Here is a 12,399-nt window from a genome sequence, read left to right as displayed (position 1 = left end):
GTTAATTTCCCTGTTGATAGCGTTGCTGACGGCGCCAAGCATAACCGACGATATGGGTGAGACTGCGCCACCAGCCTAACTGCTCGCGCTGCTGATAAATGTGCCACAAGAAGGCGACATTGCGCAGCGGACTCGAAGAAACGGAACCAGCCTGCAGCCTATAACACGCCAATATCTCGGGTAGCCCCAACATAGTTTCCCCGCGGCGCAGCAGGCTTAACCAGAGGGCATAGTCTTCATGACCACATGCGGGAAACTCAAACGTCGGTAATTGCTCACGATCAAGCATCACCGTCAGGCAGCCCGCCGTATTCTGCCGCAGTAAATCGTCATAGCTGGCTTGCAACGGCGGAAGCACTGCAGACTTTTGACCGCTGGCATCGAAACGACGATAACCACAGCAACTGATAGCAGCCGCGGATGTACGCATAAACTCTAACTGGCGTTCAAGCTTGACCGGCAGCCATAGGTCATCGGCATCCAGAAAAGCGATATAGCGCCCACGCGCCTGCGCCAGAGCCGTGTTGCGTGGCCGCGCTGGGCTGCCACTGGGGGTGTTATGACGCAATAAGCGAATGCGGCCATCTTGCCAGGCTTTTACGCGCTGAGCGGTGTCATCTGACGAGCCATCATCCACCACCAATAACTCCCATTGGCGCCAACTTTGCGCCACCACTGAGCCAATGGCTTCATCAATCGTCGCCGCGCAGTTGTAGGCGGGCATGCAAATGCTGACAAGAGGGGCGGTATTGCTCATAGCCCCACCGATTGTTGCAACAGCTGGCGAGCGCTGTCCTCCCAGGTGGGCATGGAAAGCAAAGTTTCTGTATCACTAGCGGGCTGTTGTAAGGCTGTCTGTATCACGTCTGTTAATTGATCGTTGTCTGCAAAAAACATCGTCGCAGGCGGCGCGACCTCACGAAATACCGGTAAATCACGAGCAATCACTGGCAACCCACGACGTGCTGCTTCGATCAAGGGCAGGCCATAGCCTTCGCCCTCACTGGCCGCTAATAGCCATTGAGCACGTTGATACCACCACTCTAAACAAGCGTCATCACAGTCGTAGTGCCATAGCAACGGAACATTGGGTGATTGATGCGCTTGCTGCAACTGAGCTACGACCGACTCGACCCGGCTGGTCGGACGACCGACAATGACCAGCTGCACACTAACCCCTAAGCGCCAAAGTTGTCGCATGCTTTGCAACACCGCCTCATAGCCTTTGCGCGGATCAATGGTGCCGACCATCAGCAACACAGGCTGGTCAGTCAACTTATTGGTGATTTCTGGTGGAGGTTGCTGCGGCACTGCCGGTAAATCACTGCCCAGTGGGAAATGATTGATCGCTGGCACACTCACATGAGCGGCCTTCAGCGTTGCTTCCACCTCCTTCGCGACAGTGGAAGATATACAGCTAAGATGATCGCCTAAGCGAGCCACTCGCAACAGCCATTGCTGCATTTCGCTGGCGAAGGCAGCGGGAAAATACTGTGGCAAAGTCAGCGGTAGCAAATCATAAATCACAAAATTCAATTTCACACCTTGCTGGCGCCACTGCTGCAATAGCGGCTCAGTGCGCTCTAGCATCGGCATGGCCCAATCCAGGCCGACAAAGACATCGCCCGACTTAACGCTAACAGAGTGGTCGCGCAGCTCTGACGGGCACTCAACGCCGAGCCACTGGCAGGTATAGCGACGGGCATAATAATAACGCCCGTGATACTCAAACACAGGCTCCACCTGCCAGGCAGCTGCTTCGTCAAGCAACCAGTGATGGAGAACATTGCGCACCACCCGCTGAATGCCAGTGTGCAAATCGAAGCGCACCAAATCTGAGACATCCACCAGCAGCTGACGACGGGGCCAAATCACCTCGGCGAGTGGCTGACCGAGCAAAGCGGCATAGCCGCCACACCAGAACGTTTGCAAACTGTGCTGTGGTAACTGCCCTGCTGCGGTGAACTGAATATGCCACTCCGGCCAGTCCGCTGCAGGCTGCGGGCGCGGCGCAGCACGATTTTCGACCCAGTCACGCAACTGGGCGCGCAACCAAGGCCAGCGGTCGACCCAAGTCATCAGCCACGGGTACAGCCTAGGCGAGCGACGTACATAATTAAGCAGCCGTCGCACAATCACACCTCTTCATCAAGCAGGTCATGCCCATGCGACATCATACATTGCTAAGTGTGAAGTTAGCCGCAGACCGTTGCGATAACCAGACACTAACGAAATAAACCAACACATCGCCAACAGTGGTCACCAGCCTCCCAGCGATCAGCAGTAATAAAACTCGCTCATCTGCCATGAACCCTGATAACCCCCACAGCAACACCAGCTCTCGCACTCCCACACCGCCTGGCGCTCCCGGTACAACAAAGCCTAATAGCCAAGCGGCGGCAAACACACCCACCAGCTGACCTAGCTGTAGCCAACTTATGGAAGCCGTAGACAGGCTGAAAAACAGTGCCAGCATGAGTACTACAAACACCAGCAAAAACGCCAGCTGCCAATACATGGCCTTTAGCACCATTAAATAGACAGTGCGAGCCAGCAGAAGGGAAAACACCAGCAAAAGCAAAAGCATCAGCAGCGGTATATACGGGCCAACAGGCGACCAGAACAATGACAATGCCAGCAGACTTAACCAAGCGGCCACCATAGCCTGCCCCGCCAACTCCCAGAACGTCGTCGCCAGCACCGGCTTAGCCGATAAGCCAGCGGCCATCGCCAGCGCCTGACGACCAGCAAAATGGAAGATATTACCGGGTACATACTTGGCCAGCTGACTGCGTCCATAAACAGATAAACCCCAGACCAAGGGAACAGCAATGCCCTGCTGGCGCAGTAGAGCACACCAAGCAGCCCCCAACGCCATGCCACCTAATACGTAGACGACGGGCAATATCAGCCACCAGATCTGGGCTAACTGCTGCAAAGCCTGCCAATGATCATCGCCTGTCAGTTGCATTAGCTCATGCGCAACAACAGCGACGCCGCCCAGGCTTAGCAGCCGTCCCAGCCACTCGGCAGCAGGTTTAACCCAAGACCGCTTACTCTGCATGCGACGAATCGGAAGCATCCAGTTCGGATTTACGACTGCGGTAGCGCAGCTCCTCCAACAGTTTACGATTCACCGATAATAAATCGGCCACAAACGCCACCAGCGCGGTTTGAAAACCCATTCCCATCAACACAGAGGCCAAAATTAACGATTGAATATGGCCGTCGCCGTCGCCTCCGAGGTAGAACCACAAAAAGCGCAACCCCAATAAAAAACCCAAACCAAACAGAACACCGCCAACGGTTAGGAAAAAACGAAACGGCTGATACACCACAAACATACGCACAATCGTCATCATCGACTTACGCACGTAGGAAGGAATGCTAGACACTAACTTAGAAGGGCGTAGATCCTCGTTCACTCGCACCGGTACAGAGGTAATAGCCATGCCTTTCTGGCCAGCCTGAATGACAGTTTCCAAGGTGTAAGTGTACTCACTGAATACCGAAAGCTGCATAGCACACTCACGACTCATGGCACGAAAGCCACTAGGAGCATCAGGCACGCTACTGCGCGATGCCAAACGCACCACCCAACTGCCCAAACGCTGCAGTGCTTTTTTGACCGGCGAAAAGTGCTCAATAGAAGCAATTGGACGCTCACCAACAACGTAATCGGCTTCACCTTTGAGCACTGGCTGCACCAACGCGGGAATATCATCCGCACAGTACTGGTTATCAGCATCAGTATTCACAATGACATCAGCACCCTCCTGCAAACCACGTTGCAAGCCAGCAATAAAGCCTTTAGCCAATCCTTGGTTAGGGCTAAGGCTAACGATATGATCGACACCACAGCGCCGGGCAACCTCAACCGTATTATCGGTACAGCCATCATCAATAATCAGCCACTCGACGGTATCAAAGCCCTCCACTTCGCGTGGTAGCTGTGACAAGGCGATTTCGAGGGTTTGCTCCTCGTTGTAACAAGGGATTTGAATAATCAGTTTCATGGTAATTCTTGCAGGAAGTGGTGAGTTCAGCCGGCAGCATCTCGCCCGACTTTAAATGGCCTGACATTACTGGATTCAGCAAAATCAGTGGCGTCGATATCCGGCAGCTCAGCAGGCCGGTAATTCAGCGGGGCGCGGAATAATAAGTGAATAATGCGCTCACGATCAAACTCATGGCTGGCGCGGCTGAGTTGTTCCAGCAACTCAGCCACCTGGTGCCAAGGTTCTGCATGCTCGCGCGCCATCATAATGCGCGGGTGAAGGGTGCCTTGTGGGTCGTTGCCAATCAGCAACTCTTCAAATAGCTTTTCACCGGGGCGCAGGCCAGTAAACACCACCTCGATATCACCGCCTGGGTTGCTTAGGGTTTTCTCCGTTAGCCCCATCAGGTGAATCATCTTACGGGCTAAATCAGCGATCTTGACCGGCTCGCCCATATCCAGCACGAATACCTCACCGCCACCTGCCATACTGCCTGCCTGCAGCACCAACTGAGCCGCTTCGGGAATGGTCATAAAGTAGCGACAAATATCCGGGTGGGTCACGGTGACAGGCCCGCCCTCACGAATTTGCTCACGAAATAAAGGCACCACAGAGCCAGACGAGCCCAGCACATTGCCAAAGCGCACCATGGTAAAGACGGTGTCAGCTTGGCGCATCGCCAAGCCCTGCAACACCAGCTCTGCCATGCGCTTGCTAGCGCCCATAACATTGGGCGGGCGCACGGCCTTATCGGTAGAGATCAAGACAAACCGCTTTACACCGGCTTCAATCGCCGCTTCTGCGGCATACCAAGTACCAAATACATTATTTTGCACGCCTTCAATAATATTGTGCTCCACCAAAGGCACGTGCTTATAAGCTGCGGCGTGATACACCAGCTCAATGCCATATTCACTCATCACACTGGCGCAGCGGCGGCGGTGCAGCACACTGCCCAAAACCGGAATAACCTCTACCTGACTGCCCTCAGACTGCAATGCCTGGCGCAGTTCACGTTCGATTTGATAAAGCGCAAATTCAGATTGCTCAAACAGCACCAAACGCTGCGGCTGCTGACGCACGATTTGCCGGCACAGCTCCGAGCCGATTGAGCCGCCCGCCCCTGTAACCATGACAGAACGGCCTGCAATGGCCTCTTGTAGCTGAGCATTGTGAATATTAACCGGCTCGCGACCGAGCAAGTCTTCAACATCTAAGTCGCGAATATCACTGATGCGTACGCGGCCCGACACTAAGCAAGACACCGACGGCACCGCCTGCACAGGTACCGACAACGCTTCTAGCTGATTCAGCACCTGCAAGCGCTGGCGCGAGGGCAACTCGCCCGTGCTGTGCTGAGGTTCATCTAAGGCAAGCAGAATTTTTTTCAGCCCCAGCTCGCGTACTGCGCGCTCTGCATGGCCGAGTTTATACACGGGCGTCGCGGCAATGAGGGATAAATCCGCCACCGGCTCTGGCGAGAAAAAAGCGGCCGGGCGAAACTCAGTGCCCTGATGCAAGGCTGAAGCTAGCTGGCGCGCCGTATCGCCCACACCCACAATACCTACTGGCTCTTTATTGCGCAGACCCGGGCGATTAATCAGTGCCCGAGTGCCAAAACGTGTGCCGCCAACAAATAAAAACGCCAGCGTACCGTAGGTAACGATCACGGCTGAAGACACAGGTATGTCCAAAGCTTTGGCAAACAGCCACAGGGACGCAACGGAGCACAAGCAACCGGCAGAAATGGTCAAAATGGCGCGATCGCTGAGAAAGCGCAGCACCGCCCGATATAAACCCAAGCGAATAAAGACCGTCACCGTCACGGTTAAGGTCAGCAGATACAACAGCACATCGGGCTGCGATGGGGCATAGAGCTGATCACGATGCAGAGAAACCGAGCCCCATAGCGCCAACCCCAATACCACAATGTCCGACGCTACCGTCAACAGGCGTTTAACCAGGCGTGGCCATTGCAGAAAGCGCTCGAACATGAAAATCCCTGAAAAAAGTAGTATCCACCGGAGAGAGGGTGCAAAGGCCGACATTATGCCAGTTGGCCGCTAGCGCACAAGCTCAGCCGGCAACCCTTACTTGATGCTAACACAGGGCTGACTCAGTGCTGGCCCGTTTGCCGGCTTTGGCAATGGAGAAAAACTAACGCACCAACCAATAACGCTGTCTCTCCAGCACCTGCCGCTCTGGCAACTGCCTAAGCTGCTCTATCGTTGCACGATCGAAAGGCCCAATGCGTTCACTCGGCCAATTGTGTGGCGCCCATAACATATCGACTTTAGGAATCACCACGGCATCGACCTCTCCTTGCTGCAATGCCGTGGCAACGGGCAGAGCATAGTCAGACTGAACCCGTCCGCGACCAAGTTGACGAAACCAGTCTGGCCAGTGTTTCGACGCTTGCTGCATATTTTTGTCACCGCCAATATTAAAGGCATTAACACCCGCCGCAGGAGCAACGTAATTGATCATAAAATCATTACCCCAAGGCAAAAAAGCGACCAGCTCTCCGGCCGCTGTATCCTGCTGGAGCGGTTCAATAAACTCGGTTGTCATGCGCTGGAAATGATCGTAATAGCGCTCACCATCATGCACTTGCTCAGCCAGAGGCGGCATAAACAGCAACAGTGGCAAGCTCGTCGCCAACCAGCCCTGCCAAGCAGATAAACGCCCCTGTCGCTGGCCGATTAACATTACCAACGCCCACCACAACGCAAAGCTCATCAACGCCGTCCAACGATAGCTGGCGCGCATACTGGATAGCCCAGGGACATGCTCATACAGCCAACCTGACCCCGTTGCCAAAGAGACCTGCTCGGCTGGCATATTCGGAATATGGCGCAAGGCCTCTGGCTTGGTGGCGTTCATTTTAAGCGCCGGCCCCAATGCCAGATAAGCCGCCACCAGCGCCATCAGCAGCAGCACCGCAACAGGCCGGCTGACCTTGCGCCGCCACCACAGCAACAATGCCAGCGCCACAAACATCGGTAACATAAAGGTCGTGCGCCATACCGAATGATCGCCATAATAGTCTTGCATACTGCGATGAGTGCTCCAGCCCAGCCAATCAGCCAGCCAGTGCTGACCCTGCTCGGGTTGCAGCCAAAAAGTAACATCAACCCCCCAGCCGCGAAAAAAACTCAATGGCGATGGGTGATACGCAGAGGTACCAATAAACTGGGTATAAGCCACATAAGCCAATACCAGCCCCGCCAGGTGCGCCGCCCAGCGACGCCAGCCTAGCCAAGTGGTCTGGTGCTTGCTCCAACCAGACAACAGCAACAACCCTGAGCTGCCCAGCGCCAACATCACAAAGGTATAGCCATCGACAAACACGGCCACCAACAGAGTTGACCACCAAGCCAGCGTCAACCAGCGAGTTGGGTTCTGCAACCAGGCGCTAAACACCGCAAAATAGGCGCTCAGCAGCACAATCCCTAGAGCCAGCATGGAGTAATCATGGTGATACAAGGCCATCGGGCTGATAAGCCATAGCAGCGCCAATACACAAGCCAGCATGGGCGAAAGCCCTGCACGGCGCGCCAAATACACAGCGCCAATGGCGGCCAACAACAACCCCAAGCAAACCATCAAAGCATAGGCCGCTGCTGGCGCCACCCCCAATGCCAGCAACCAGCCAGTGATGCGTGCGCCTGCTAGGCCAAACGCCATCGCTGCTGGTTCAGGTGTTCCAATCGACTGCGCATACAAAGCCCAAGGACTTTGATTAGCCAAGTCTTGAGCAAATCCTAACACCCAAGCGGCCTGACCGGCCGTCGGCAACAGCCAACCCGGCACAGCAGCATGCAACACACAAGCAACAGCGAAAAAAGGTAGTAGCAGCCAATAGCGCGGCAGCCTAACTAAAAGAGGACTTAACAATTTCACACAACACCCAGCCATCCAATTTAATAGCAGCAACGATTCAGCCACTGCCGAACACAAGCTCACCAAGAGTCACTGACCAACTGAGGGAGGAAGTGAATCAAAGCCGTCCTGTGGCCGAAGGCATCATCGGATTGTCATTAAATGGTCATGATTTTATGGCAGGTATTATGCACCTGATCGCGCCGGCGGCAACCGGCGCGATCAAGGCTTATGGCAAAAACGGCAAACGCTACAGCTAGCGTTCGAAAAACGCCCCGCTGCCTTGCGTTTTGGCCCGCTCCACAGAACGCGAGCGATCAGTAAGCACCCGCATACCCAAAGATGCGCCGCCAACGAATACAAACGCTAGCATACAAGGCCATGCCAGCCACCCTCAATTGGTGCTAAGGCAGAGCCAACACAGTGCTTGCCAGCTTACACCTCTGCTCTGATCAGAAAAGCGCCCCTAGTTTTAAATCTCTCCAGCCACTGCTAATCCAAACGACAACACTCATAGCCGCAACCCCCTATGAGCGCGGCTGAGCAAATACCCATAAGCGCGACGCCACAAACACAAACAGCGGCACCAGCGCTACCGATAAGCAAATTGCAACAAAGCTGTCTTCCACTCCCAAGGTCAAAAACAACCATAAGAAGCTGTTATTAATGGCGAAGCCGGTAACCGTCACGGTTAAGAATTTCAACCAATGGCCTTGCTGGCGAAAGGTAAAGCGCGAATGCCCCCAAAACGACACCTGAAACGCCACCACAAACGCCACCAAGTTCACCCAAAAGGCAGATAGCTGCGGCCATTGCTGCAGCACAAAAAATGCCACGCCCAAGTGCACCAAGGTGGCCAAACCACCCACCAAGCCAAAGCGCAGTAATTGACCGAGGAGTTGTCGCAGTTGCTGACGCTCAGGAATCACGGTCTGCCTCCGGCTCTGAGCGGGTGTGTTTTTCAGCCACGACATACAAAGGGCGACTCTTGGTTTCAACAAACAAACGCCCGAGATATTCACCGATCACACCAATCGACAACAGCTGCATGCCACCTAAAAATAAAATACCCGTGACCAGCGAGGCATACCCCGGCACATCCACCCCATAAATCAGGGTTTTAATCACAATGACACTGGCGTAGACAAAGGCCAACAAGGCAACAACGCCCCCCACGTATGACCACATACGCAGCGGCCAAGTAGAAAAGCTCACCAAGCCATCGAGGGCAAAGTTCCAGAGCTTCCAATAATTAAACTTGGACTCACCCAGCTCACGGGCAGGCTGCTCATAGCGAATGCCTACGGATTTAAAACCTACCCAAGCATATAGGCCCTTCATAAAGCGATTGCGTTCTGGCATCGCGCATAGGGCATCCACCACCTTGCGATCCAGTAAGCGAAAATCACCACCACCTTCAGGCAGTGACGAGTGCGCCATAACATTGAACAACTTATAAAACACACGCGAGGTGGCACGTTTGAGCCAAGTTTCTTGATTGTCGAGGTTACGCAAGCCGTACACCATGTCATAACCTTCGCTTTGCCACTTAGCGACAAACTCAGGAATCGTGGCCAGCGGATGCTGCAAATCGACATCCAGCATCACTGCAGCGTCGCCTTGGGCATGATCCAGCCCGGCCGACAAGGCGATCTCTTTGCCAAAATTGCGCGAGAACGACACATACTGGATAAATTCATGTTGCTCCGCGGCTTGACGCAGCTGCTGTAACGACTGATCAGACGAGCCATCGTCAACAAAAATGATTTCTGTGTCGAACCCCCACTGCTGGCGCTCACGCACAACCGCATCAATAAAAACCGGGATAGACTCTTGCTCGTTGAAAACCGGCACAATAAGAGAAACCAGAGGCTTAGTCGTTAGTGACGCTGCGCTCATAAAGGGTGCTCCCAAAACTCGATTGATTTAATCCCCATCGCTAATCGACGCGGATCTGCTGACTCACCGACATAGTGCGGGTCGCGCTGCGCAGCAAACTCAAAATGCAGCTTGCGTGCTGCAGTAGCCTCAACCCCCGGTAGCGTGAGTACGCGATGCTGGTTCACATACTGGGCGGGCTCGTCATCAAAGCTCCAGCGCGCCAGTTCCTCACCACCTAAATAGACTCTCACTTTGTGCTGATTCAGCGACAAGCCACACTACGACTGCAAGCCAATCTCACATAGCGAACAACGCCCTGCGCCAACGCTTTCCATTCGCTTTGAAAATATGCGAACTTCTGACTCAGAGCGGCACCTAGCAACCGCTAGGCGCTTTATTTACAGAGAACTCTCAAAATAAGAGCTCTGGCTGCCAGCGCACAGCTCAAAGCCTGCTCGGCAATCTCCGATGCCTATATTAAGGCAATAACTCTAGGGTATGTATTCCCAGCGCTAATGCTCGGCCATCCGCCGATTCACCCGCGACGGAAGGATCGCGCACAGCGTCATAAGACAAGGTGATTTTAAGCGCACCGGCAGAGCGGTCGATGCCTTGCAGGGGCAGGTTCAGCGAGCAACAATCGCGCCCCCGCCCGGCGTTAGGAAAGTCCCATTGCCCCATTGGCTGATCATTGATCGCGACCTTTACGACTTGCTGCTGCAGTGATGGGCCGCTGAACAAACGAAACCCCAGTTTTAGCTGGCTAACCTCCATCTCAGAGCCGGCCAGCGGTAGCCACATCACCGATCTTTGACCAATGCTCCACACTCCCCAAGGTTCAGGGGCAGACCAGCCGGACGCCAGTAGCAAATTACCATTGCCTTGGCTACCAAAGTGCATGGTTCTCGTTAACGTCACCAAGCGGTCATTACGAGGGGTAATAGCACAGCCGGACCGCTGACGCAGGTCATTGAGATGCTGTTGCCAAAATTCAGCGCGATAAATATGCGGATGCATGGGCACCAATTGAGCAGGATCAATTTGCGCAATCAGTTGTGCATCGCTTTGCTCACGGTAATCACCATCACAGGCAAACTGCTGAGCACGTTGCCAAGGGGCACTGCGATGGGCCATATCACTGGCCAAATGTGCATTGATAACATAGTTACTGCCAGCGCCAATAAAGATACTCAGCCCAACTAGCAGTTGCGCTAAACGCAATGACAACCAAGAGCGCAACACTATTGCCAGCACTGCCAGCACCAGCCCCACCAACAAATAAACAATGCGACTATCCAAATAGCCGCATACGCCATAGTCAAAACACCACTGTTGCTGGCGCGCGACCAAGGCCACTGGCATCACGATGTAAAAACTCAGCAGCACGGCGGCCAATAACGTCGCCCCAATCATGCGTACGCGCCAGCGCGGCAATAACGCCACACACCATGCACCTAGCAACGCCGCCACGGTGGCAAGAACACCCGCTTTTACCCACACCCAGGTGGACGCTTGCATCAATACAGCCGCATCAAAGCGGTACGGCGAAGTGCCGGCATAGATATGTAACCAGGCGGTGTGCAATACCCGCAGCGGGTCAGCAAAGCCTGTCATGCTGTTGCCGGTGTACTGCGATGGAAAGGCTTGTCGATACAGCACATACGGCACCATCACTACCGCCACCAGCGCCATATCCCACAGCAGCTTAGATAGCGGAACAGATAAGCCAAACATGCGGCGATAAGTTAACCCTGGGTAAGCGACCGCGAGGTAGCGCAAATGCTCAGCTAACAGAAGTGCCGAGGCAAAAATCAGCGCAAAATCACCGCTCCACATACCGATAGCTGTTAATGCATACGCCGCAAGGCGCGCCAGCCAGCCAGCTTGAGGCTTCACCAACAGCCACCAGCGCGCGGCTAAAATCAGCAACATGGGCACGGTGTTTTGCAGCGGATAGGCATTCGGGGGCATATGCTCATAAGCCAATGGGTGCAAGGCCACCAGCCACAGACATATCATTAATGCCACGCTGCGCTGGCCTTGGGCCAGCAAGCGCGCACAATAGCCTGCAAACATCAGCCACACTGCCACATACAAAGCCAGCATGGCATAGCGAGTGGTCGGCTCAGCGGCCCAATAAGCGCCTAAAGAATTTAATGGCGTCTGAATATAATGACTGAAACGGCCACTAAACTCGGCTGTGCGCTGAGCATCGGCGAGAATGGCCGCCCAGCCCTGTTGGTAGTTGGCTAAAAATGCAACATCATCGGCTGTGGTACGAATACCGTGGCCAAACTGTTGAATGTGCAACGCCAACAACAGCAATAACACCAAGGCAGATAGCAGCCCACTCCAGTTTCTGCGCTGATCACTCACGACCGTCATTTTCGCTATGGTAAAAAACGCGAGGTTATCATAATCCCTCGCAAGATCCTTGCTATCAAATCGCGAGATGAGCTGGATGCGGCAAAGAACACCGATCAGTCTGCGCTCGCCATAACTGGCGAACGCTGCACCCATCGCTTATGCCCAGTCCAGCGATAAAGCGCTACTGTCTGCTGGGCCAGGCAAAGCCACCTGTTGTGGTCAACCCAAACCGGACACTTTTCTAAGCACATTTTTCAAATTCAATCGGTGT

11 protein-coding genes are annotated in these 12,399 nt (G+C 54.2%); 1 reads left to right on the top strand and 10 read right to left on the bottom strand.

The window, feature by feature from the left end; translation table 11 throughout:
• Position 1 precedes the first annotated feature (1 nt).
• The 6 genes from IE090_RS03095 to IE090_RS03070 form a co-directional block, all read right to left on the bottom strand.
• Positions 2–757 carry a glycosyltransferase family 2 protein gene (locus IE090_RS03095; RefSeq protein ID WP_189386896.1) on the bottom strand — a complete coding sequence of 252 codons (756 nt, stop codon included), beginning with the start codon at positions 755–757 and terminating at the stop codon, positions 2–4.
• Positions 754–2,133 carry a glycosyltransferase family 4 protein gene (locus tag IE090_RS03090; RefSeq protein WP_189386895.1) on the bottom strand — a complete coding sequence of 460 codons (1,380 nt, stop codon included), beginning with the start codon at positions 2,131–2,133 and terminating at the stop codon, positions 754–756. The genes IE090_RS03095 and IE090_RS03090 overlap by 4 nt, the downstream gene beginning before the upstream one ends.
• A 40-nt stretch (positions 2,134–2,173) precedes the next feature.
• Positions 2,174–2,971, bottom strand: a complete 798-nt coding sequence (locus IE090_RS03085; RefSeq protein ID WP_189386894.1) for a hypothetical protein — start codon at positions 2,969–2,971, stop codon at positions 2,174–2,176.
• Positions 2,972–3,053: 82 nt separating this feature from the next.
• Positions 3,054–4,016 (bottom strand): glycosyltransferase family 2 protein, encoded by a 963-nt coding sequence (locus IE090_RS03080; RefSeq protein ID WP_189386893.1) that lies wholly within the window; start codon positions 4,014–4,016, stop codon positions 3,054–3,056.
• A 26-nt stretch (positions 4,017–4,042) separates the two neighbouring features.
• Positions 4,043–5,992, bottom strand: a complete 1,950-nt coding sequence (locus tag IE090_RS03075) for a polysaccharide biosynthesis protein (protein WP_189386892.1) — start codon at positions 5,990–5,992, stop codon at positions 4,043–4,045.
• A gap of 163 nt (positions 5,993–6,155) precedes the next feature.
• Positions 6,156–7,826, bottom strand: coding sequence for a glycosyltransferase family protein (locus IE090_RS03070; RefSeq protein ID WP_189386891.1), 1,671 nt, complete (start codon positions 7,824–7,826; stop codon positions 6,156–6,158).
• Between the two features lie 167 nt (positions 7,827–7,993).
• Between IE090_RS03070 and IE090_RS03065 the strand changes: the two genes are divergently transcribed.
• Entirely contained in the window at positions 7,994–8,140 is a 147-nt protein-coding gene (locus IE090_RS03065; protein WP_189386890.1) for a hypothetical protein, read from the top strand.
• Between the two features lie 267 nt (positions 8,141–8,407).
• Here the strand turns inward: IE090_RS03065 and IE090_RS03060 are convergent, their stop codons facing one another.
• The 4 genes from IE090_RS03060 to IE090_RS03045 all read right to left on the bottom strand — a co-directional run bounded on the left by IE090_RS03060 (position 8,408) and on the right by IE090_RS03045 (position 12,137).
• On the bottom strand, positions 8,408–8,809 hold the full coding sequence (locus IE090_RS03060; protein WP_189386889.1) for a GtrA family protein: 402 nt from the start codon (positions 8,807–8,809) through the stop codon (positions 8,408–8,410).
• Complete coding sequence (locus tag IE090_RS03055; RefSeq protein ID WP_189386888.1) at positions 8,799–9,779, bottom strand: glycosyltransferase family 2 protein; 981 nt, start codon at positions 9,777–9,779, stop codon at positions 8,799–8,801. Before IE090_RS03055 ends, IE090_RS03060 begins: the two co-directional genes overlap by 11 nt.
• The gene (locus tag IE090_RS03050; protein ID WP_189386887.1) at positions 9,776–10,012 is read right to left on the bottom strand and encodes a hypothetical protein; all 237 of its coding nucleotides are present in this window, start codon (positions 10,010–10,012) and stop codon (positions 9,776–9,778) included. Before IE090_RS03050 ends, IE090_RS03055 begins: the two co-directional genes overlap by 4 nt.
• A gap of 226 nt (positions 10,013–10,238) precedes the next feature.
• Positions 10,239–12,137, bottom strand: coding sequence for a hypothetical protein (locus tag IE090_RS03045; RefSeq protein WP_229815424.1), 1,899 nt, complete (start codon positions 12,135–12,137; stop codon positions 10,239–10,241).
• Positions 12,138–12,399 lie beyond the last annotated feature (262 nt).

Source organism: Bacterioplanes sanyensis (assembly GCF_014652515.1).
Lineage (GTDB): Bacteria > Pseudomonadota > Gammaproteobacteria > Pseudomonadales > Oceanobacteraceae > Bacterioplanes > Bacterioplanes sanyensis.
This window is presented reverse-complemented; position numbering and strand designations above follow the sequence as displayed.